General features: G+C 37.3%; 14 protein-coding genes. 8 read left to right on the top strand and 6 right to left on the bottom strand.

What is annotated here, in order from left to right; translation table 11 throughout:
- Positions 1-215: 215 nt before the first annotated feature.
- Positions 216-2,546, bottom strand: a complete 2,331-nt coding sequence (locus tag M0214_RS11935; RefSeq protein WP_248722792.1) for an ATP-dependent helicase — start codon at positions 2,544-2,546, stop codon at positions 216-218.
- A 134-nt stretch (positions 2,547-2,680) separates the two neighbouring features.
- Here M0214_RS11935 and M0214_RS11930 point away from each other — a divergent pair, with 134 nt between their 5' ends.
- Positions 2,681-4,249: an FMN-binding glutamate synthase family protein gene (locus M0214_RS11930; protein ID WP_248722791.1), complete on the top strand. Its 1,569-nt coding sequence runs from the start codon at positions 2,681-2,683 to the stop codon at positions 4,247-4,249.
- A gap of 3 nt (positions 4,250-4,252) precedes the next feature.
- Positions 4,253-4,774, top strand: a complete 522-nt coding sequence (locus M0214_RS11925; RefSeq protein WP_248722790.1) for a hypothetical protein — start codon at positions 4,253-4,255, stop codon at positions 4,772-4,774.
- Here M0214_RS11925 and M0214_RS11920 read toward each other — a convergent pair whose 3' ends face one another.
- Positions 4,775-5,689 carry a patatin family protein gene (locus M0214_RS11920; RefSeq protein ID WP_248722789.1) on the bottom strand — a complete coding sequence of 305 codons (915 nt, stop codon included), beginning with the start codon at positions 5,687-5,689 and terminating at the stop codon, positions 4,775-4,777.
- A 184-nt stretch (positions 5,690-5,873) separates the two neighbouring features.
- Here M0214_RS11920 and M0214_RS11915 point away from each other — a divergent pair, with 184 nt between their 5' ends.
- Together M0214_RS11915 and M0214_RS11910 are read left to right on the top strand one after the other, a co-directional pair.
- Positions 5,874-11,954: a PKD domain-containing protein gene (locus M0214_RS11915; protein WP_248722788.1), complete on the top strand. Its 6,081-nt coding sequence runs from the start codon at positions 5,874-5,876 to the stop codon at positions 11,952-11,954.
- Positions 11,955-11,958: 4 nt separating this feature from the next.
- Positions 11,959-12,957 (top strand): PorP/SprF family type IX secretion system membrane protein, encoded by a 999-nt coding sequence (locus tag M0214_RS11910; RefSeq protein ID WP_248722787.1) that lies wholly within the window; start codon positions 11,959-11,961, stop codon positions 12,955-12,957.
- A gap of 116 nt (positions 12,958-13,073) precedes the next feature.
- Here M0214_RS11910 and M0214_RS11905 read toward each other — a convergent pair whose 3' ends face one another.
- Positions 13,074-15,062 carry a M1 family metallopeptidase gene (locus M0214_RS11905; protein WP_248722786.1) on the bottom strand — a complete coding sequence of 663 codons (1,989 nt, stop codon included), beginning with the start codon at positions 15,060-15,062 and terminating at the stop codon, positions 13,074-13,076.
- Between the two features lie 70 nt (positions 15,063-15,132).
- Here M0214_RS11905 and M0214_RS11900 point away from each other — a divergent pair, with 70 nt between their 5' ends.
- From M0214_RS11900 to M0214_RS11890, 3 genes are all read left to right on the top strand, one after another.
- Complete coding sequence (locus tag M0214_RS11900) at positions 15,133-17,673, top strand: DUF559 domain-containing protein (RefSeq protein WP_248722785.1); 2,541 nt, start codon at positions 15,133-15,135, stop codon at positions 17,671-17,673.
- 223 nt (positions 17,674-17,896) lie between these two features.
- Positions 17,897-20,065, top strand: a complete 2,169-nt coding sequence (locus M0214_RS11895) for a DNA mismatch repair protein MutS (protein WP_248722784.1) — start codon at positions 17,897-17,899, stop codon at positions 20,063-20,065.
- A gap of 118 nt (positions 20,066-20,183) precedes the next feature.
- The gene (locus M0214_RS11890) at positions 20,184-20,600 is read left to right on the top strand and encodes a thiol-disulfide oxidoreductase DCC family protein (RefSeq protein ID WP_248722783.1); all 417 of its coding nucleotides are present in this window, start codon (positions 20,184-20,186) and stop codon (positions 20,598-20,600) included.
- Positions 20,601-20,737: 137 nt separating this feature from the next.
- On the opposite strand, the gene M0214_RS11885 is transcribed toward M0214_RS11890, so the two are convergent.
- From M0214_RS11885 to aroC, 3 genes are all read right to left on the bottom strand, one after another.
- Positions 20,738-21,886, bottom strand: coding sequence for a sulfurtransferase (locus M0214_RS11885; RefSeq protein ID WP_248722782.1), 1,149 nt, complete (start codon positions 21,884-21,886; stop codon positions 20,738-20,740).
- The gene (locus M0214_RS11880; RefSeq protein ID WP_248722781.1) at positions 21,883-22,419 is read right to left on the bottom strand and encodes a thioesterase family protein; all 537 of its coding nucleotides are present in this window, start codon (positions 22,417-22,419) and stop codon (positions 21,883-21,885) included. The genes M0214_RS11885 and M0214_RS11880 overlap by 4 nt, the downstream gene beginning before the upstream one ends.
- Positions 22,420-22,799: 380 nt before the next feature.
- Entirely contained in the window at positions 22,800-23,861 is a 1,062-nt protein-coding gene (aroC, locus tag M0214_RS11875; RefSeq protein ID WP_248722780.1) for a chorismate synthase, read from the bottom strand.
- Between the two features lie 197 nt (positions 23,862-24,058).
- Between aroC and M0214_RS11870 the strand changes: the two genes are divergently transcribed.
- Positions 24,059-24,901, top strand: a complete 843-nt coding sequence (locus M0214_RS11870; RefSeq protein ID WP_248722779.1) for a UDP-2,3-diacylglucosamine diphosphatase — start codon at positions 24,059-24,061, stop codon at positions 24,899-24,901.
- The last annotated feature ends 149 nt before the right edge of the window (positions 24,902-25,050 follow it).

The raw sequence follows: 25,050 nt of genomic DNA, 5'->3' as shown, positions 1-25,050 counted from the left end.
TTAATTAATTCTTCTCAAATAAACATGTTGTAATTTGACTAGTATTTACCTTAAAGGTTTAATCAAATCACACCAAAAATAATGGAAAATATAAATTTGGAAATAAATTTATTTGTTTAAAAAATTAAATAATCACAAAAACATATGCTAGGAGACATTCGTTTAGTTTATTAATATGAAGACTCTACTTAATTACATTTAGATAAAGGATAGACTTAACCCACCACCTCCAACTTAGCAAACCGAAGCAAAAGCTTCTTGACACCAACAGTATCAAACTTTATTTCTGCTTTTATATCTGCTCCAGTACCTTCAATTTTTAAAACTTCCCCCGTACCAAATCGCATGTGTTTTACCATATTACCAGCTACTAGTTTACTATCGAATAAATTAGAATTGGTTTGGGACTTTGATACCGGTTTGAGGTTCTTTGGTGCAGAGGCCTGATATTTAACTGGTTCTTTTTTAGCAGCACCTTTCTTTAACACAGCTTGTTTTGCTGGCTTAAATCTAATTTTATTGGGTTCGGGGTCACCAAAAATATCGGCATCTAGCATAGGGTTAAACCTGCGTTCTTCGGGTGGTGTTAAAACTTCTAGATACTGCTCGTCAATTTCTTCAATAAATCTACTAGGTTCAGAATCAACGAGCTTTCCCCAACGATAACGGGATAAGGCATAGGTTAAATAGGCTTTTTTTTCGGCTCTTGTTAAAGCCACGTAAAACAACCTGCGTTCTTCTTCCAGCTCGCTTCTGGTATTCATACTCATGGCACTTGGGAATAAGTCCTCCTCTAGACCAACAATATACACGTAAGGAAACTCCAGGCCTTTAGCTAAATGAATTGTCATTAGAGCTACTTTATCGGCATCATCTTTATCATTATCCATATCGGTTGCCAGAGCTACATCTTCCAAAAACTCGGCTAGAGACCCCGTAGCGTCGGCGATTTCTTTTTGGCCTTCAACAAAATCCTTCATACCGTTTAATAGCTCTTCGATATTTTCCATTCTGGTAACACCTTCCGGAGTTCCGTCTTTGTTGAATTCTCGAATTAAACCGCTACTTCTCGTTATATGTTCGGCAAGTTCAAAAACATCGGCCGTCTGGTTCATGACTTGATAACTCTCAATTAACGTTACAAAATTTTGAAGTTTCGTTTTTGTCCCAGAATTAACCTTCACCTCAGTTTTATCGATGTTTTTCATCACTTCAAAAATGGAACGGTTATATCCATTTGCAGCGACTATCAACTTATCTACGGTAGTTTGACCAATACCACGAGGCGGAAAATTTATAACCCTCTTAAGGGCTTCTTCGTCTTTAGGATTTATAACCAATCGCAAATAAGAAAGCACATCCTTAATCTCCTTACGTTGGTAAAAGGACAAACCGCCATAAATTCTGTAAGGTATATCACGCTTACGCAGGGCATCTTCTATAGAGCGCGACTGTGCGTTAGTACGGTATAAAATAGCAAAATCGCTATTCCCTAACTGATGGTTCATTTTATTATCGAAAATGGTACTGGCGACATAACGGCCTTCATCGGCATCGGTTAACGATCTATGCACAATTATTTTCCCGCCTTCATCGTTAGCTGTCCAAACCACTTTATCTAATTTGGTCTGATTTTTATCGATTACTGAATTGGCAGCATTTACAATATTTTTAGTTGACCGATAATTTTGCTCTAATCGAAACACCTTCACATCGTCATAATCCTTCTGAAAATTTAGAATATTATTAATATTAGCTCCACGGAAGGCGTATATACTTTGGGCATCATCCCCAACCACACATATATTTTGAAACTTATCGGAAAGTGCTCTTACAATTAAATACTGTGAATGGTTTGTATCCTGGTACTCGTCAACCAAAATGTATTTAAAACGATTTTGATATTTGGCTAAAACCTCTGGAAAACGCGTTAACAGTTCATTTGTTTTCAGTAATAAATCATCAAAATCCATAGCACCAGCTTTGAAACAGCGGTCTACGTAGGCCTTATAAATATCACCCATCCTAGGTCTTCTGGCCATGGTATCTGCTTCAATCAGCTCTGGGTTTTGAAAATACGCCCTTACCGTAATTAGACTATTCTTGTACGATGAAATTCTGGACCGTATCTGCTTGTACTTATAAATATCCTTATCCAGATTCATTTCCTTGATAATGGAAGCTATTAAACGATCACTATCTTGAGTATCATATATTGTAAAATTACTTGGGTAGCCTAGCCTTTCAGACTCAATTCTTAATATTTTAGCGAACACCGAGTGAAATGTTCCCATCCATAGGTTTTTGGCTTCACTATCTCCCACAATACTCGCTATACGCTCTTTCATTTCACGAGCTGCTTTATTCGTAAAGGTTAACGCCAAGATGTTAAAAGCATCTATACCTTTACTCATCATGTAAGCTATTCTGAAAGTAAGCACACGTGTTTTTCCCGAACCAGCACCAGCAATAACAATCATGGGGCCTTCTATTTGCAAAGTAGGCTCTAATTGCGCATCATTCAACTGGCTTAAATATTTTTCCAAATCACAATTGTTTTAATATGTGAAAATAACCATTGTTAGCCTTTTTCTAAACGCTATTTATTAATAATTATAAACAATTAATTCTTCAACAAATTTTGAATATCTTTAAACTCAAAATTGTTATTCTAGTATCAATGGATGTAATACTCGATGTGATTTCTTCTTGGCCCTGGTGGGCTTGGGTTTTAGTTTTCTTAATAATTATTGCTGTAAGAGATGTTTTTTTCCAAAGGCAACATACTATAAGTCACAACTTCCCCATTGTAGGTCATTTACGATATTGGCTAGAGAGTATAGGTCCCGAAATGCGACAGTATTTTGTAGCCAACAACCGGGAAGAACTCCCATTTAACCGTATTGAACGTGGTTGGATTTATGCTTCAGCAAAAAAAGAGAATAACTACGAGGGCTTTGGAACAGATAGAGATATCTATGAGCATCAGCATATTTTTATAAATAATGCCATGATGCCTTTTAAAGTAGAACAAGACCACCCTCATGCTAAAGATAAAACGTTTCTACCCTGTGCCAAGGTTATGGGGCTTTACAACAAACGAAGAAAACCTTATCGCCCAGCCTCTATAATAAATATATCTGCAATGAGTTTTGGGTCTTTATCTGCCAAAGCAGTAGAATCTCTAAACAAGGGCGTTATACTGGCCAATGCTTACCACAATACTGGCGAGGGCGGTTTATCGCCTTACCATAGTCATGGTGGTGATGTCGTTTTTCATTTTGGAACGGGATATTTTGGAGTAAGAGATGAAAATGGCAACTTTTCTATGGAAAAAATGATTCGACTGGTAGAAGAAAACCCTTTTATTAGAGCTATTGAAATAAAATTGTCGCAAGGCGCAAAACCAGGCAAAGGTGGTGTACTACCGGGGAAAAAAATCACAAAAGAAATAGCAAATATAAGAGGTGTTGAAATAGGAAAAGATGTACTGTCTCCACCAAACCATTCGGCTTTTTCCAACGTTCCGGAATTATTGGATTTTATAGAAGCTATAGCCGAATCAACCGGTCTGCCTGTGGGAATAAAAGCTGCTGTAGGTAAACTGGAACAATGGGAAGAATTAGCAAATTTGATGTTAAAAACAGGAAAAGGTCCAGACTTTATAGCCATCGATGGCGGTGAAGGCGGTACAGGTGCAGCTCCTCCAAGTTTTGCAGACCATGTATCCTTACCTTGGGTTTATGGTTTTAGTGATTTATACAAACTTTTCAAAGAAAAAGGTTTAACCGAAAGAATTGTGTTTATTGGAAGCGGAAAATTAGGTTTTCCCGCTAAAGCTGCTATGGCTTTTGCAATGGGTGTTGATTGTATAAATGTTGCTCGCGAAGCCATGATGAGCATTGGTTGTATACAAGCCCAAATTTGTCATACGAACAGATGTCCTGCCGGTGTAGCTACACAAAGTAAATGGTTACAAAACGGTATTAACATACCTCTTAAATCTGAACGTTTAGCTCAATATTTTAAGACCTTTAGAAAAGAACTCATAGAAATTACCCATGCTGCAGGTTATGAGCACCCTTGCCAATTTAAAATGGGCGATATAGAAATAAACGTTGACGACCACAACTTGTCTAAGGAACTAAACAAAACTTATATGTACGAGAAAGATACTGTTCCTTTTAACGGTATGAGCGATTTAAAAGATTGTGTATATTTGGGAGGAAAAAAGTCTAAACCTTTGTAAATAATGGATGTAACAAGAATTTTAGATTTATTCCTATATACCATACCTGCATTGTTAACAGGTATGATTGCCTACTATTTTTTTAAGGAACACACAAAAAATGAAGATGGCAGAAGACGGTTTTTATTAAAGAAAGATCTTCAAGTAAATGCACTGCCGTCTCGCTTGCAGGCTTACGAGAGAATTGCTTTGTTTTTAGAGCGTATAAAACCTTCTAAGCTGTTGGTTAGAGTCACGCCCAATTCTGAAGACTTAGACACTTACGAGGCTTTACTCATTCAAAATATAGAACAGGAATTTGAACACAATCTTTCACAACAAATTTATGTTAGCGAGCAATGTTGGAGTGTTGTGATAGCCGCAAAAAATGCTACTATTCAGTTAATTAGAAGAGCTGCTTTACCAGATAAAACAGACTCGGCAAACAGATTACGAGAAGTTATCTTAACAGAAATGATGGAACGAAAATCCCCGAGTGATTCGGCGTTATCAATTATTAAAGAAGAAATTTCCAGTATATGGTAATTAATTGTCTTCCCTAAGCTCGTTAGAACTTGCTTCCTCACATTTTTTTCGAGCATATTCAAAACCCTGTTTCCACCAAGAAGTCATTAGTTTTTTATCGAAAATCAACGAGTTTTCGGTTAGCTTTGAAGGCATGTAATATAGATTGAGATTTACATTGTTTGTTTTAGCGGCAAGTTTCCCGATAGTAACATCATTACGTTCCATACGATCTAACAAATGCCCAAATAGGCTCACCATTAAAGAGAATGGATTCTTCCCTAAGACTTTGGTATGATCCATAGATTCAGATTTAAGTACAATAGCATCTACTTCGGTTGCACCACGTAATATAGCCTCTCGGATAGGTACAATACACCCTAAACCTCCATCGCCATATTCATGTCCATTACGTTTTACCAAAGACATAAAAGGAATATAGTTACAAGAAATCCAAATCCAGTCGCAAAACTCTTCGTAAGTACAAGTCTTTATAGACTTATACTCTACACTGTTTTTAGAAAGATTGGAAACCGTAACCACAACATCGTCCTTAGTTTGTTTAATCAATTGGTATTCTTCTTCTGTGAAGCGTCTTTTAATGAGTTTTTTTAGATTTTTACTTTCCCCAAAAGTTCTTTTCATTCTAATGAATTGCCAAAGTGTATTAATGAAATCAATTGAAACGAATTCGCGTTTCCCTTTTTTTCGAATCACAAAAGGATTGACACTAAAAATATCGCTTTGACTTACATTGGTATATACCTCATGAAGTTTGTCAATTCTTCCTGCTGCTAAATGGGGTACCAATAAACTCCCCGTAGAAGTTCCAAGAAACATATCGTAATCCCTACCATCTTCTTCAATAAGGTATTGTGCTACTCCACCAGCGTATGCGCCTTTACTTCCACCTCCAGAAATTACCAATGCTCTCATTTAATTGTTTTGATGTATAAATATAAATAATATCACCTTCCTTACCTTGTGTAAATGTGATAATATTCTGAAAACTTAAGTTTAGTTGCTATACAGAAAAAAACTACTTTTTTTTAAATGATTATTGTAAGATGTACAAAAAGAATGTATATTTTAGTGTTCCCATCAACCCTTGCCATTATTTATGACTAAAAGATTCTTTCTGGTCGGTATTTTTTCCTTTCTAATTATCGCCTCGTTATTTGCCTTCAATCGTATTAAAATAAACAACATAATATCTCCACTATACAATACACTTCTGCCTCCAAGCGCTAGTATATCAGGAACAACAGGGGTCTGTTTGGGAGATGCACCGGGACCAGCAGTAAGTTTTGTAGGTTCTGGAGGCAACACGCCATACACTTTTACATATACTATAAATGGTGGCGCCAGTCAAACCGCTACAACAACTGGAACCAATAGCGCACTCAATGTTTTTGCCGATACTAGTACAGCAGGAACCTTTGTATACGAACTGGTATCGGTCACCGATGGTTCTGGTTCTACAGACAATGCCAGTGGGTCAGCTACAATAACCGTTAACGATTTGCCCAGCGTAGATTTTACGTTTAATAATGATAATACATGTTCTGGCACACCTGTAAATTTCACATCAATTGTTTCTGGAGGAACTGCACCGTATTCATACAATTGGACTTTTAGCGATGGTAGTACATCAACACTTCAAAATCCCACACACGAATTTATTAATCTGGGTTGTGGTAGCAGAATTTTCAATGCCACTCTTGAGGTTACAGATGCGAATGGTTGTAGCAATACCTCATCCTTAAAGCCTATAACAGTTATAGACAAACCGTTATTGGAGTTTTACGACGTAGATAGCCGTTTTGACCCCTTTAATAATTGTGGTAATAATACATTAGACCCCTCTTACACTATTAATGTTGGGTTGGATAATGTTTCTCCTTGTGTAAACTCCTATGATGTTGATTGGGGTGATGGCAGCCCGATAGAGACAAATGTTACCTTCCCTGCTACCCATACTTATACGCAGCTTGGGTCTTTTAATATGGAAATTACCGGACGTGGCACAAACTGTGATAACACAGTAACCTATTTAATCAAAAACTCAAGTAATCCAACAGGAGCGATTGTAAACCCGGGTAATACCGTGAATTTATGTACACCAGTAAACCCCATAGAATTTGCAATTGGCTCTTGGGCATCGAACCCACCAGACACGAATTATTTTGTTGATTATGGCGATGGAACAACAGAAAACTATACCCAATCACAACTCGAAGCATCACCTTATTTCAATGCTTCAGACCCATTGAATTCACAAGATTTTCCTATCCCTCATACCTATACCGAAACCAGTTGCCCTGACTTTTACACCGTATTTTTATTCATTACGACCTCGTGCGGACAAACGAACTTAACAGCTGGTCCAATTATAATCTTGAGAAAACCTGAAGTAGATTTTGAAGACCCGCCAAATAGCTGTGTTAACACGCCCATTCTTTTTGAAAACACTTCATTGGATGGCTACTCAAATAATTGTAGCGTTAACGATGGGTATTATTGGGATTTTGGTGATGGCACTACTTCCACCGATAGAAATCCAACCCATACATACACAAGCACAGGAACGTTTAATGTCTCCTTATATGCTGAAAACTCCTGTGGTGTAACCGAAACTCTGACAAAAACGATTTGTATTGAACCCGAATTGATACCCGATTTTACACTTGACAGTAATAACGGCTGTTCTACTCTAAATGTTCAAGCTACCAATACAACCGATTTAACAGATAGCTGTGGAGGTGAAACTTATTTGTGGGAGGTGTTTTATTCTGCTGGATTTTGCGGAGCTGGAGTCCCGAATTGGGATTTCACAAACGGGACCGACGAAAACTCAGCGTCTCCGTCCTTTGAATTTATAAGCGCAGGTACTTACACGCTTCAATTAACGGCAACAAACACCTGCGGCAGCAATACAACATCTCAAACCGTAGAAGTAAAACAACCTCCAATAGCTTCTATAAATACCATTTCTGATTTTTGCGGAACTGCATCAATAAACCCAGTAGCGAATGTGGATACCTGTGCTCCAGCTTCAGAGACCATAACTTATAACTGGAGTTTCCCAGGTGGAACTCCCGCAACTTCCAATGTGCTAGACCCGGGAACCATTACTTATAATACGCCTGGAAATTATCAAATTACATTTAGCGTAACCTCAAGTTGCGGCACAATTACAGACACAGAAGATTTTGTAATCAATGAAATTCCATCGATAACCAATACAGACTTAAACCAAACGATATGTTCAGGGACAGAAACCACCGAAGTTGTTCTAACCTCCAGTATTAGTGGTACTACTTACAATTGGACAGCAACAGCACCTGCTGGTGTTAGTGGTTTTATACCTAATGGAAACTCAGGAACTATTCCCGTACAAACCATATTTAATTCCAACACCACTTCAGAAGATGTAGTTTATACGATAACACCTTCTAACGGAAGTTGTGATGGCGCACCAGTACTATTAACTATCACTATTGACCCTGCCCCTGAGTTTACCTCCCAACCACAAGATGAAACTATATGTATCAATGGTCCCATATCACCACTTAGCGCAACGGTTAACGGACCAGGAATACCAACATACCAATGGTATTCTAATACCGTTAACGATAATACAACAGGGACTGCGATAGCCGGGGAAACTAATACGTCTTATACTCCAGCGAATACTCCAGTAGGCATTAATTATTATTACGTTATTGCCTCTTTTACATCTGGAGCTGGTTGTGATGAAATTACATCAAATATTGCAAGAGTTGAAGTTGTTGACAATATTCAAATAGATACTAATCCTACAACTAGTCAAAGCATTTGTATTGGCGGTTCCATCAACAACGATTTAGAAGTAACGCATTCCGGAGGAACTGGCACCATTAGTTACCAATGGTATTCCAACACAGTTAATGCAAATACCGGAGGCACAATCATCCCTGGAGCAACTTCTATAAGCTATAATCCTCCCGCTTTTACAATTTCAGGAAACTACTATTATTACCTCGAAATTTCTGTGAGTGGTAGTGGCTGTAGTCCCGTTGTAAGTGAGGTGGCCGAGGTTGTGGTGGCTGATGACCCTATTATTACAAATCAGCCCATAACTTCTCAAACTCTTTGCCAAGGTGTAACACCTCAAAATCTAGAAGTCACAGTTAATGGTGGTTTAGGAACGGTTTATAATTACCAATGGTTTAGCAATTCTACTAATGCGAATACAGGAGGCGCACTAATTCCTGGGGCAACCAATGCCACTTACACCCCTCCTACAGCTACCGTTGGCACACAATATTATTATGTTGAAATTACACAACCCAATCCTGGTTGTAGTGTTGTTAGCGCAACCTCTGAAGTTATTGTTAATCAAGCGCCTACAATAACAAACCAGCCTACATCTGAGACCATATGTTTTGGAAATACATTCAATACCCTTTCGGTGGCGTATGCGAATGGCGTAGGTACACCAACTTATCAGTGGTACAGCAATACCGTTAACAATAGCACCACAGGAACTGCTATTGCCGGAGAAACAGGAACTAACTATTCACCACCATCTGGAACTGTCGGCACTATGTACTATTATGTTGTCATTACATTTTCATCGGGAGGCTGTACCGAAATCACCTCTCAAATAGCCGAAAACACCGTTAACGAGACTCCTAATATCAGCAATAAAACCGCAATCATTTGCAGTGGCAATGCTTTTAACATAACACCGGATAATACTGGTGGAGACCTTGCACCAACAGGAACAACATATACTTGGTCTAACCCAACAATCAATCCGTTGGGCACTATTACGGGAGCCTCTCAAGAAACCACACCCCAAAATTCAATATCGCAAGTATTAACTAACTCCTCTACACAACCGGCAACGGTAACCTATACGGTGACACCTACTTTAGGTATTTGTGTTGGTAATACTTTTGAAGTCGTTGTTACCGTAAATCCATCCATCAGTATTACTACTGTTCAATCTAATAGCCTATGTTATTTAGATAATGGAGGATCTTTAGACATTACCATTACTGGTGGCGTTCCGTTTTCAACAGGAAACCCTTACCAAATCAATTGGACTGGACCAAACGGTTTTACAAGCACAGACGAAGATATTTCGAACTTGGCACCAGGAGATTATACCGTCTCTATTCTAGATGATGGCGGATGCCCTTACAGTGATACTTTCACAATTACAGAACCCGATGAATTGATTTTTAACGCCATAAATTTCGACCCAGAGACCATTACCTGTTTTGGTGCTAACGATGGTGAAATCAATATTGAAATATCTGGTGGCACACAGCCTTACTCCTACAGTTGGACAAGAAATGGGTCGCCTTACGATACAACACAAGACCTCTCTAATCTGTCTCCTGGCGATTATGAAGTTACGGTTACCGATGCGAATAACTGTACCCCCATAACGCAAAGCTTTTCTGTAGTTGAACCTCCGGAACTACTTGCTAGCTTAGATTCTAAAGTCGATGTAATTTGTTTTGGGGAAGCAACAGGAGAAATAAACATTAATATTACCGGCGGAAGACCTTTTGAAACCGCCCCTGGAGTGTTTGACTATACTTATAATTGGTCGGGACCAAATGGATTTACAAGCACCAATCAAAATCTTTTAGGGTTATTCGCTGGAACGTATAATCTAACAGTAACCGACAGATCTGGATGTACCGATACATTAGACGTTATTGTTGATCAATCTGATGAAATTATTATAGATTATACGGCTACAGAAATAGAATGTTACGGCGATAACGATGCTTCCATAACAATAAACAATATTAGCGGTGGAAATGCTCCTTATACCGTTTCTTGGAGCAATTTGGGCTCTGGTCTATCACAAACCAACCTATCTCCTGGAACTTATGTCATTACTGTTGTAGATGCTACTAATTGTGAAAAACAAGCTACCGTAGAAATTGCCTCACCCCCAATTTTTAGAATTTCTCCAGAAGTGACCAATGTCTCATGCTTTGGCGAAAGCGATGCAAGAATAGTGCTTAATTTAGAAGGCGGAATTGCCCCTATTTATTTAAATTGGGCAGACGACCCAACCGCAGGAGTAGAACGTAATAATATAGGCCCGGGAACTTATACAGTGACCATAACAGACGGGAAACCCTGTGTGATTACAGAAACTTTTGTAATTACCGAACCCGCACCATTAGAACTATCTGGAACGACTATCGATGCGCTCGATTGTGACGATGCGAATACTGGAAGCATCAACCTTATTGTAACGGGCGGCACATTACCACTTACCTATTCTTGGTCTAACGGAACCACGACAGAGGACTTAAACAATATACCTCCCGGAGATTACACAGTAACCGTTATAGATGCCAACGATTGTGAAATCTCCGAAAGTTTCACCATCAATCGCTTTGAACCTTTAGCCTCAGATGTAGAAGTCATTACAGACCATGACTGTGTATCTAAAACCATTGAACAGTCCTTTATTGCAAGACCTAGCGGAGGCGTCCCACCCTATCAAATAAGTTGGTCTAGCGGAACAGTAAGTGGTGTTAATGGAGAAATAATGGAAACTAATGTTAACGGATTGGTCATTGTAGAGGTAACGGACAGTCTAGGCTGCACCAATTCTTTCTCCTATAATGTTGAAATTCCTGAGTTAGGAGACCCTGGTTTCGATATCACTTCCAATGCATTTTCGGGTTACGGGTTTTATTCCATAGAAGACGCTATCCAGTTCACAAATACTGCTACTGGAGATTACATAGGCGTTTCTTGGGACTTTGGAGATGGCGCTATTTCTAACGAAGAAAACCCCTCCCACATCTATAAAACTACAGGAAGCTATGAAGTTACCCAAACCGTAGTTTATCCTTTTAACTGTGTTTACACACAAACAGTAACACTTATAGTGCAAAAAGGATATAGTTTAATAACGCCAAACGCCTTTACACCCAATAGTGACATTATAAATGATTTTTTCTTGCCATCTCAAATCGGATTGAGCCAAATGAAATTTGCAATATACGACACTTGGGGCAGCATGGTATTTTCTGAAGAAGGAGAAAGCCTTACAGGTTGGGACGGTACAATAAACGACTCTGATGCCGAAAACGGAAACTATTACTTTACATTCTCTGGGGTAACGCTATACGGAAAAACAATAACGTCTAAAGGAGCTTTTGTTCTAATTAAATAAAATAATGAAGGTGAAATTATATTTTTCAGCAATATTTGTCAGTCTATTTTTTATTCAAGCCAAAGCTCAAGATCCAATATTTAGTCAGTATTACCAAGTTCCTGAAACCTTGAATCCTGGGTTTTCAGGTTTTGAAAATGCCTCTTACTTTGGTTTAATCCACAGAACCCAATGGCCCAATTTAGGGTTGCGCGTGGATACAGATTACGTGTTTTTTAATACTTGGGTGGAACGTATTGGCGGATTGGGTATAAGCATATTGAACCAACACGAAAACAGTACAAAATACAACCACCTACAAGGTAATGTGAATTACGCTTACCATGTGAGGCTAGCTAATGAATGGTATTTTAGACCAGCTATTGAAGTTGGTTTTGGCACCAAATCTTTTAATTTTAGTAATCTAGTACTATCGGACCAAATAAACATTGCATCTGAAAGTATAAACCCCAGCTCATCTGATGTTTTTGCTATGAACGCCAACAGAAACGTTTCTTTTTTCGATTTTGCTGTTGGTTTTGTTTTCGACAAAAAAAATACAAGCAGGAATACAGATTTATGGTTGGGAGCTTCTATTAAACACTTAAACAGACCAAATATTTCTTTTGTTGAAAACAACAATTTACCATTAGATATTTTTTATTCTATTCATGCGGCTTATAAATTCCCCTATTTTGATTATAATGATATCATGATATCGGCCAATTACATGCAACAGGGAGAGTTTAATAGGCTGGATATAACCTCTATGATTAAGCTGGAAAAACTTTTCCTCGGTGCAACAGCGGTTACCAATCCTGCCAAAAATAGTAATAACAGTCACTTGCTAACTTCCATAAACGCTTTTGCAGGATTAGAACTTGAACAGTTACGCTTTGGATTTTCTTATGACTTTAACACCTCTAATATTGGCAGGACCGACGGTGTTTACGAAATATCCATCACTTATTTATCTGGTTGTTTAATTTGTAGAAATCCGGCAAGACTGGAGCGTAGGAAGTAGTGCTCAGTAGGCAGTATTCAGTAGGCAGTGTTCAGTGGGCAGTAAGCAGCTGTTTTGTCATCGCGAAGGAGGCTCGACTGTGGCAATCTCCTTGAACACTAAAAAAATCATCAAATTTACTTCATGCTTTTGAGCAGCCCTTTGGCAAACTTTTTAAAGCGCCAGTTATGATGTGTTGTAGCTTGTTTTAAATTTTCTTTACAAACATCGTTACAAGCCTTGATTTGATGCAAATAAAAGAATGCATTCTCACGAATATCCGAGGCGTATCTTGGGCTTGTATAATCCATCAGTTCATTATAATACTGTTTCTTGTTTTCCAGTTCGTAGTCTTTAGTTAACAATGCCAACGCCAACCATGGTATTCTGATGTTTTTATTATTTAGACCTGTGATGTTCTTTGTTTTATCGAGATACTTAGATTGATTCTCAGGAAAATTAATCCATAAATTAACCAAAGCTGTTTCAATAGTTATATAGGACTTATCATCTAAGAGGGATTCGTAGTCGGCTTTTAATTCCAGAGGAATATCAGGCATATTTTTAGCAATGGCTTGTCGCACTTTGATATCTTTTGAAGCAAAAGCTATTTTGTGAAATTCCAACAATTCGCCATTTTTATAATCTATCGAACTAGAATGAATACTTAGAGCTCTTAAAATAGGTAGAACTTGCTTTAATTCATCTGAATTCGATACAATATCACTTGTTTCAATCTCTATTTTAAGCTCATCAAGTGAATTTAAAAACTCTATTTTTCTGTTTGAAATAATCGCTCTTATCATGTCATCATAAACCAAACTAGGAGACTTAAGCCATTTTTCTACAAACTCACTCAAATCTACTCCACTAGACTTCTCCACTTCACTTATAAAGTCATCGGTCTCTACATTTTTAAATTGATGTTTCAACAAATAATTTTTGACGGCTTCCCTAAAGGGCTCCTCCCCGACCTGTTCTCTTAGCATATGCAATACCCAAGCCCCTTTTTTATAAAAAGTGGTACTACTTGATTTAGGATTTAACAAAGAGGTGCTATTTCCCGCTTTGTCCTGTTCCAAAAGCTCTTGGGCGTATTCATACAGCTGCCAATAGTAATAATCTTCTCCAAAGACCTCTTTTTCGGCCAATAAAGCGTAATACGTAGCGAAACCCTCTTGGAGCCAATGGTGAGTCCCCGAAACTTCGGTTACCAAATCCCCAAACCACTGGTGTGCTAGCTCGTGGGCATTTATGTTTACAAAATTTCTATCTACAAAAGCTGTAGAATCTACTACAAAAGCATCGGAATAGATATTAAGACTGGTATTTTCCATACCGGCATACAAAAAGTCCTTAACAGGAAGCATTTTATAGTTTTGCCATGGGTAAGGTACTCCTATTTCTTCTTCTAAAAAATCGAATATTAGTTTGGTGTAACGGTAAGTAGGCTCAAATTTCAAGGAATCTTCGGGATAATAGTACATCTCAAGAGGAATTCCAGATTTAGAATATTCAACCTTTTTATCATAATTCCCAATAGCCATGGCTACCAAATAGCTGGACATAGGTTTTTGCATATCGTAATGCCAAGTGATTGTGGAATCGTTGATTTGCTTATTTGTTAAGTGGCCATTGGCGATTACTTCATAGTTTCTTTTCGAAGTTATTGATAAATCGAATTCTATTTTATCGTTCATATCATCGATACTCGGTAGCCAGTTACTGGTATATTTCCCTTGTCCTTGGGTCCAGACTTGGTTACCTTCATCCTTTTCAATGAAATAGAGTGCTTTTTTTGGTTGAGTATACCAACCAATATGCAGTTTATGCTTTTCTCCTTTTATGAATTTATGTTTAACAATAAAGTGTTTACCATCGTAATCATGATAAATTCTTTCATTAAGCAAGCCTTCAATATGTCTAAACCCTTTGGCATCTAAGTAAATAGAATCAATATCTTTTAAAATTTCGAACTCATAAACCATATTACCACCAATCCCTTTACAAGCAGTATCAACCATTAATTTACTGACCTTAGCTGTCTTAAAATCCACATACTCCGTTTGTTGCGGAAAACAAAAGTTGACCGTAAGAATTAATACAATGAATAGTCTAAATTTCATAAGGTGAATATAGCAAACTTTAGTCCAAATTGCCATTTGCAATTCATTTCAAAAGAATTATTTTAGTTTCATGAATACTGCTTTTTTACAGACTCCTATTGACTACCTTAAAGGTGTTGGCCCCAATAGAGCCGATTTACTTAGAAAGGAGCTGGGTATTCATACTTACCAAGATTTATTAAACCTTTTTCCTAACCGTTATATTGACCGAACACGGTATTACAAAATCAATCAAATTCAGCAAAGTAATGCAGAAATTCAGGTTGTAGGTGTAATTAAAGGCTTTAAAGAAGTTGCTCAAAAGCGAGGGAAACGTCTGGTCGCCACGTTCCAAGATGATACGGGAACTATGGAATTGGTTTGGTTTAGAGGTCAAAAGTGGATTAGAGAAAGCTTAAAACTAAACACACCTTATGTTGTTTTTGGAAAGACCAATTGGTTTAACGGTAAGTTTAGTATGCCTCACCCTGACATTGAAACTACCGAAGCACATAAAAAAGGGTTAAGTTCCGGTATTCAACCCATTTACCCATCAACAGAAAAACTAACCAATAAAGGCATTAACAATAGAGTCATCAGCAAAATAGTGCAACAGCTGTTCTTAGAAACCAAAGGACGTTTTACGGAAACATTATCTCCTATAATTATTTCTGAATTGAATCTCATTTCAAAAAGTGATGCACTCTTAAATATTCACTTTCCCAAAAGTCAAGAACTACTTTCTAAATCTCAATCACGATTAAAATTCGAAGAATTATTTTTTATTCAATTGCAATTAATTCTGAAAAACCTCATTCATAAATCTAAAATCAAGGGACATAATTTTAGCAAAGTAGGCGATTATTTTAACACCTTTTTCAACGCACATTTACCTTTTAATTTAACCAATGCACAGAAGCGTGTTCTCAAAGAAATAAGACTGGACTTAGGCAGTAATGCACAGATGAACCGACTTTTACAAGGTGATGTAGGCTCAGGGAAGACCATAGTAGCGTTCATGTCAATGTTAATGGCTCTTGACAACGGTTTTCAAGCCTGTTTAATGGCTCCTACTGAAATTTTGTCAGTCCAGCATTATAACGGATTATTAGAATGGTGTAATTCATTGAATATCAGAATAGAATTATTAACCGGGTCAACTAAAACTTCAAAAAGAAAAGAAATCCATAATGGTTTAGAAAATGGTGATTTAAATATACTTGTCGGCACCCATGCCCTTTTAGAAGACAAGGTGAAATTTAAAAATTTAGGTTTAGCCATAATTGACGAACAACACCGTTTCGGTGTTGCTCAAAGAAGTAAATTGTGGAGAAAAGGCCCTCCTCAATCCTCCCATGGGGAGGAAGCTCAAGCGGTACGCAAAAAATATATGACTGCTCGTCCTTCTGCTTATAAATTGCTCAAGGAATTACAAATTGAAAACAAAAAGCACTCTACAGAAGCAGAACGTATTTTATGGGAATGTTTGAGAAACAAAAAACTTGACCATAAATTCAGACGACAACATATTATCGATGAATTCATAGTAGATTTTGTTAGTATCGAAAAGAATTTAGTAATTGAAGTAGATGGCGGCTACCACACCACGATAGAACAAAAGGACGCTGATGAACTTCGTACCAGAATTTTAAATGAGATAGGTTTTAAGGTTATTCGCTTTACAAATGAACAAGTCATAGGAGATATAGATAACGTTTTGAGTTATATTACGAAATCCTTAGAAAGCCTCCCCTCCGGGGAGGTTGGTGGGGCTTCCGTCCCCCCTCACATTCTAGTCATGACCGCCACTCCTATTCCGCGCACCTTGGCCATGTCTGTTTATGGTGATTTGGATATTTCTGTAATCGACGAATTACCACCAGGAAGACAAGCCATAAAAACCGTGCACCGCTATGATAAAAATCGACTTCAGGTATTTAAATTCATTAGAGACGAAATAAAAAAAGGGAGGCAAATCTACATCGTATATCCGCTGATACAAGAAAGCGAGAAAATGGACTACAAGGATTTAATGGATGGCTACGAAAGTATATCGAGAGATTTTCCTTTACCAGAGTATCAAATCTCTATTGTGCATGGCAAAATGAAACCCACGGACAAAGATTATGAAATGCAACGTTTTGCAAAAGGGGAAACACAAATTATGGTAGCCACCACCGTAATTGAGGTTGGCGTTAATGTGCCTAATGCCTCGGTTATGATTATAGAAAGCGCCGAACGCTTTGGCTTGTCGCAACTACACCAGCTTCGAGGCCGTGTAGGGCGCGGCGCCGAACAAAGCTACTGCATTTTAATGACCAGCTACAAACTGAGCAATGACAGCAAGACTAGGCTAGAAACTATGGTAAAAACTAACGACGGATTTGAAATTGCAGAAGTAGACTTAAAACTTCGCGGACCAGGAGATGTTATGGGTACTCAACAGAGCGGTGTTTTAAACCTTAGGATTGCGGACATTGTAAAAGACAAGGACATATTGCAAAAAGCCAGGTATTACGCCAAAAAAACCTTAAGCGACGACCCAAGGTTGACTAAAAAAGAAAATGAAAACATTCTTTCTACTTACACGGCGCTTTCAAAATTTAAAAACATCTGGAACTATATAAGTTAAAACCCAACCATAGTAATGATTGGGCTTCACTTAACTGTTTGTAGTTTGATTAATGTTCTAGTCCGTAGTTTTTTATTGCAATTTAGCCAGAAACCAAAGAGGAGACGTTAGAATTTTGTTAAAGAATAGAGGCGCTTTGTTAATTAACATTTTTTAAGAGCAACACAACACCGTACAGATCTCTGTAGATTGTTTAAATTTGCTATCCTTATCAAAATCTAGAATGATAAACATTCATCAAAAAACATTAGAGGATTTAGAATTTCCAACCGTGGTTGAGCAGGTTAGCGAACATTGTATTACACCGCTGGGCAACGAAAGAGCACTACTTATCACGCCTTATAAAAACAAGCAGGATATTTTAAATGCATTAGCGCTAACTAACGAATATCTCTCCTCTTTTGACAACGAGAATCGTATCCCCGGACACCGATTTGAAACCATAAACAAAGAATTGAAGTTATTAAACATAGAAAACACATACTTAGAGGTTTACAGTTTAAAAAAAATAACTTCAATATCTTCAACCACTAATGAAATTGTACTTTTCCTAGAAAAGTTTAAAGCGTACTATCCGCAATTAAATGAGTTTGCCTCTAACATTGAAGTTAACAAAGATGTTATTCAAAAAATAGATAGTATTGTTGACCGCTTTGGAGATATTAAGAACGATGCCTCGGCGTTGCTTTATCAATTAAGACAATCTATAAATACCGTTAAAGGCAAAATAAATCAGAGTTTCGCAACTGCTCTAAACCTTTACCATGGTCAGGACCTTTTAGACGATATCAGGGAATCTGTAGTTGAAAACCGCCGTGTATTGGCCGTAAAAGCCATGTACAGAAAGAAAGTACGTGGATCTATTATGGGAAGCAGTAAAACAGGAAGTATCGTTTACATTGAACCCGAAACCGCATTACAGCACACCAGGGAACTTCAAAATTTAGAGTATGAAGAAAAGGAAGAAATCATACGTATTTTAAAAGACGTTACTAATTTTATCCGTCCGTTTACACCATTATTAAAAGATTCTCAAGAGCTGTTAATTAACATGGATGTTATTGCCGCAAAAGCGAAATATGCACGCTCTATGAACGCCATTCTTCCTGAAATTACAGAAGAACGTAGCATGTTTTTGCGTGACGCCTTTCATCCATTACTCTATTTAACCAATCTCCAAAAGAACGAAAAAACATTTCCGCAGACCATTACCTTAAACCAAGAAAGCAGAATTATTGTAATTTCTGGACCAAATGCCGGAGGAAAAAGTATTACCCTAAAAACCATTGGTCTGTTACAAGTTATGTTACAATGCGGCATGCTTATTCCTGTTCATGAACGCAGTAAAGCCCGTATTTTCGATAGGATTCTAAGTGATATTGGAGACAACCAATCTATTGAAAACCATTTAAGCACATATAGTTACAGGCTTAAGCAAATGAATTATTTCCTTAAGAAGTGCAACAAAAACTCCCTGTTCTTAATTGATGAATTTGGTACCGGTAGTGACCCAGAACTTGGAGGTGCATTAGCAGAAACTTTCTTAGAAGAGTTTTACCACCGCGAAGCATTTGGAATTATAACCACCCACTACTCTAATTTAAAAATCTTGGCCACGGAGTTACCTTTTATGATAAATGCCAACATGCTGTTTAATGAACGAACTCTTGAACCCATGTTTAAACTGGTTGTGGGGCAAGCAGGAAGCTCCTTTACTTTTGAAGTAGCTCAAAAAAACGGTATTCCTTACAGCTTAATAAATAGAGCTAAGAAGAAGATAGAACGCAGTAAGGTAAGATTTGATGCCACTATAGCCAAATTACAAAAAGAACGCTCTAGATTGGAAAAAACAGGGCAATCCTTAAAACAAAACGAAAGGAAAAAGAGCGAAGAAGCCGAAAAGCTTGAAGAAATAAATGCCCGAGTTCAAAAGAAACTGGAAAGCTATCAAGAATTATACGATAGCAATCAACGCTTGATTTATTTGGGCCAAAAGGTTAACGATTTAGCCGAAAAATACTTTAACAATAAGCAGAAACGGGAGTTAATGTCTGAACTCTTTAAAGTAGTTCAGATTGAAAACTCTAAACGTAAACGTATTTCGGCAAAACAGAAAAAAGTAGAAAAAGCTAAAGAAAAACAGGTAAAACAAGAAGTTGAAAAGAAAGTAGCAGTCATAAGAAAAAAGAAAAAAGCTGAAAAAGAAGAAAAGGCGAAACAACCTCCTAAACCAAAACCTATTTTAAAAGTGGGTGACCGCGTTAGAATGGAAGATGGACGCTCTGTTGGTACCATTGACAAAATTGAAAAAAATAAAGCCGTTGTAAATTATGGTATGTTTACCACTAATGTGAGTATTGACCAGCTGGAGTTGGTGGAAGCTAAAAATTAGATTACAAAACCGTACCTTTACAACGTCATTCTGAGCTTTTGAAAAAAGCGCGAGAATCTGTATAATAAATTGTAATTATAGATTGCCACGTCATACTTCCTCGCAATGACGCATTGTTATGATAGATATACCAAAAAACAAAAAACTTATTCTATTCGATGGTGTTTGCAACCTTTGCAACAGTTCTGTGCAATATGTTATTAAGCACGATAAGAAAGACCTTTTTTTGTTTGCACCACTGCAAAGCGACATAGGACAAAACATCATCAAGCATTACAATATTGACACCAACACCATAGACTCCATTCTGCTATACACTCCAGAACAAGGTATCACTTACAAATCTACTGCAGCGTTACAAATTGCTAAACACTTAGGTTTCCCTAGAAATTTAGCTGTTATCTTTTTCATTATCCCAACCGTTTTACGCAATTGGGTATATGACTTCATTGCTAGAAACCGTTACAAATGGTATGGCAAAAAAGAGGCTTGTATGATTCCCACTCCAGAATTGAAGCGTAAGTTTTTGGAGTAATTCATGTTGATAACTTTTCTTTCAATACACGTTGTAAATATTGACTTTTTATTTTTAAAATTTTAACTTCGTTTATCATTTGATATAAATCATTGAAACGGATTTATATCTATTAAACCGATAAACGTAATCAAAACCTACCTCACCTTCAAAATATTTCGTAAACAATTATAAACCATTTGTTCCATTTGGTGTAAGTTGCCGTCTGCAAATGCCATTAGTTTAATGTCTGCGAATAAATCGGCCAAATCATTTCTATAATAGTCATGGGCTTTTACAGCTTCAATAATGTTTTGAATGCTTTGATAATCGTTATCTTTTTCAAATTGCTCGTGCATTTGCTGGTATACACACTTTTCAACTCTACGCCATATGTATTCTCGTTCGTTCCAAGATTCATTTAAATCTAAATTGGAAACGTAAATAAGTATATAAGCTAGCAATTGTTCTTTTGTCCATTTACTGGGATGTTCCAAACGCCCTGAATTTAAAGTTCCCCACTCCGTCCAAGACCCATCATAAACCGATAGATTATCATATCCAGACATTTCGGCTCCTAACGCCAAAACACAGGCCGTAATGCCAGAGCCACAGGAAAAAATAGTAGGTGTGTCTTTGGTTTCGATGACTTTGCCAAACAAGGTTTTCACATCGTCTTCCGATTTAAACACGCCATCCATGAGTAAATCGGTAAAAGGTAAATTCACCGAATTCGGAATAGTTCCACTACGCAACCCCGCGCGGGGTTCTGGAACTTCGCCATTAAACCGTCCGCTGGAGCGCGCATCAACAATAATATGAGAGTTGCTAGCCGAGGCTTTTTGTACGTCCTCAAAAAACATCATGTATCCTTGTTGAAGCTTTGCTTCAAAATCACCTGTTTCTCCTTTAAACTCACTCATGGTTTCTGTAGGATAACCTGATTTTATCCACTTAGGAAAACCACCATCTAAAACGGCCACGTTAAAGTGACCAAAAGCTCTAAATAGCCACCAAACCCGGGCACAGGAATAAATACCTTTATCGTCATATACCACAATAGTGCTGTTTTTATTAATACCTAATTTTCTGGCTTCCTCCTGAAATTGTTCTTTACTGGGGAATGTACTTGGAAATTCGCCCGAGATATCACTAAACTTAAGTTTTATATCAAAAAAGCGTGCTTTAGGAATCTGCTGTAGATTAGTATCAAAAGTCTTGTTGATTGTACCATCTAACACAACAAGATTTGGATTATATAGATGTTCGTTAAGCCATTGTACGGAAACTAAAGGTTTATCAATCATTGTTTTTCACCTTTTAAAATATTATAATCGTTACTAAAAAAGTCCAAAATCTCTTTTGATGCAGGCATTTCTGTTTTAGTCATACCACTTTCCAAAATAATCGGCCGGATGTCTTGAATTTTATGTTTATACCAAAAACCAACTTTGGTAAACCCTATAGCGTAAATTTCGTTATTTCTCGTAAAAACCTGCCGATGATACACCCAATGGTCATCCCAACCTTCTAGTATTAGGGTGATGTTAAATTTAGTCCAACGTTTTAGAGGTTTTTTATAAATTATTTTTTGGCCACCAAGTACAGGAAATTTTCCTTTGTTTACAGTATGCTTGTATAAATTGGTTCGGAACATAATTTCGAACCTAATCAAATCCATGTAATAGAAATACTTGGAGTTTGCCATAAACCGAAAGGCCTCGCAATCTAGAATACTTACACGACGGCTTCTGGTAAGATTGGTCGCTAAATCGACCTGTTTCCAAAAAAACTTGGAACCTAGAAATATAAACGCAAGATGCAACCAGTAATATAGCATGATAATTCAATTACCTAAATAACGTGAGTTCGTTATAATTTTGCTTTTATTTAATTGAAAATAACAAGTTATATCCTGTTGTCAGGTTGAGCGTAGTCGAAACCTAGTTAAAAAACGCTATTTGTATGCCTTTCGACTAGCTTCGCACGGTACTTTCAATGAAAATATATTTCATTTCAGTGATGTTCAAGGTGACAAGCTCTTGTATTATTAAAGTTTTGGTTATTCTCTAATAAGGATTTATAGCGAACTAATGTTAAATATAATCATTAAATAGGTAACCTCCATGTTAGCCCTTAACCCTAGCCCCGATTGAAGTATTTGTTGGAGCTCCTCCGATACTACATCGGAAAGCAACTACTGAAAGCGGGAAACAGCTCCTAAGAATATATCTTATTGATTAAGTGAAAATCTGCTAAAACCAATGCTGCCATGGCTTCTACAATAGGTACAGCTCTTGGCACAACACAAGGGTCATGACGCCCTTTACCTTGCATTTCAACAGTATTCCCTTCTTTATCTATGGTTTCATACTTTTGAATAAGCGTAGCAACCGGTTTAAAAGCCACGTTAAAGTAAATATCCATACCGTTGCTTATACCGCCTTGAATTCCGCCTGAATAATTGGTCTTTGTAGAACCGTCGTTATTAAAAGCATCGTTGTGGTCGCTACCATACATGGTACTACCATGAAAACCGCTCCCGTATTCAAACCCTTTTACAGCATTTATAGAAAGCATGGCTTTCCCTAGTTCGGCATGTAATTTATCGAAAACAGGTTCTCCTAGTCCAACAGGAACATTTTTTATAACACAACTTACAACACCCCCAACAGTATCGCCTTTACTTCTTACGTCCTTGATATAGCTTTCCATTTGAGAAGCCATATACATATCTGGACAACGTACAATATTTTCTTCGGCTTTAGATAAATCCAGTTCAGTATAAGGTTTATCTAACTTCATGGTGCCCACACTAGATACATAGGCTGTAATCTCAATATCTTTTAAAAGCTGTTTAGCAATCGCACCAGCGACTACTCTACATGAGGTTTCGCGTGCAGAACTGCGTCCGCCACCACGATAATCCCTAAAACCATATTTTTTATCGTACACATAATCGGCATGACTTGGCCTGTAGCTATCCTTAATATGCGTATAATCGTGAGACTTTTGGTTGGTGTTTTCAATGACAAAACCTATTGGTGTACCCGTAGTCTTCCCTTCAAAAATACCAGAGTGAAATTTAACAGTATCAGGTTCCTTACGTTGTGTTACAATGGCAGACTGCCCTGGTTTACGCCTATTTAACTCATGTTGTATGGCTTCTAAATCCAGTTCCACACCAGAAGGGCACCCATCTATTACGCCACCTAAAGCTGGACCATGAGATTCTCCGTAAGTCGTTAAATTAAATAGTTTTCCAAAGGAATTTCCTGCCATGTCTAAAGTTTTGCGCTAAAATAATTCTATTATCACATATACGAAAATTAAACCGCTGAAATCATACCAAACAGGCCGTATCCATCACCTTCCACATAACGTTTGCTTAACAATATTCTCATATACAGATAATTATAAGATAATGTTTACATAATAGTAAAAGTGGTTATTTGCATAAACCTTGTTGTACCCTAACATTGAAGATTAAAAGAAAAATAGAAGTTGCCGTAATATCTGATGTGCATTTAGGCACCTACGGTTGCCATGCCAAACATTTACTAACCTATTTAAATAGTATAGAACCCAAAAAATTAATTTTGAATGGTGATATTATTGATATTTGGCAGTTTAGTAAACGGTATTTTCCGAAGTCGCACTTAAAAGTCATCAAAAAGATTATGGATATGGCTGCCGACGGTGTAGAAATACACTACATAACAGGCAATCATGACGAAATGCTTAGGAAGTTTAGCGGTACAGCTATTGGCAATATCGCAATAAAGGACAAACTTGTTCTTGATCTTGATGGGAAAAAAGGTTGGTTCTTTCATGGCGATGTTTTCGACGTATCCATACAACAAGCCAAATGGCTTGCTAAGCTTGGAGGTTACGGGTACGACATATTAATTTTACTGAATCGTTTTGTTAATTGGTTCCTTGAAAAGCGAGGAAAAGAACGCTACTCACTCTCTAAAAAAATTAAGAATAGCGTAAAAAAAGCAGTTAAATTCATCAATGATTACGAAACCGTAATTTCCGATTTAGCCATCGAAAACGGTTATGACTATGTGGTATGCGGACACATACACCAACCCAAAATGGAGTACAAAGAGAATAAACATGGTAGTACCATGTATTTAAATTCTGGAGACTGGGTTGAAAACTTTACAGCCTTAGAATATCAGTTTAGACGTTGGAAAATATACAACTACAACAAAGATAAGCTAGCTCCGTTTTACATAGACGATACCATGGAAGATTTAGAAGTAAAAGATCTTATTGCCGCCATTACCATTGTTGAGAAGCACGAAAAAAAATAACACCTCTTATTTCAACAAACCACTGATTATCAAATCAGTTACACTAAACAACAAATATTCTTGATACAAGTATAAATATTATAGCGCTTTTGGCGTTATTTTTGTTATACATCTGAATTATCATTTATGACGTATTTATTAAATAGTGT

Source organism: Seonamhaeicola sp. ML3 (assembly GCF_023273855.1).
Lineage (GTDB): Bacteria > Bacteroidota > Bacteroidia > Flavobacteriales > Flavobacteriaceae > Seonamhaeicola.
This window is presented reverse-complemented; position numbering and strand designations above follow the sequence as displayed.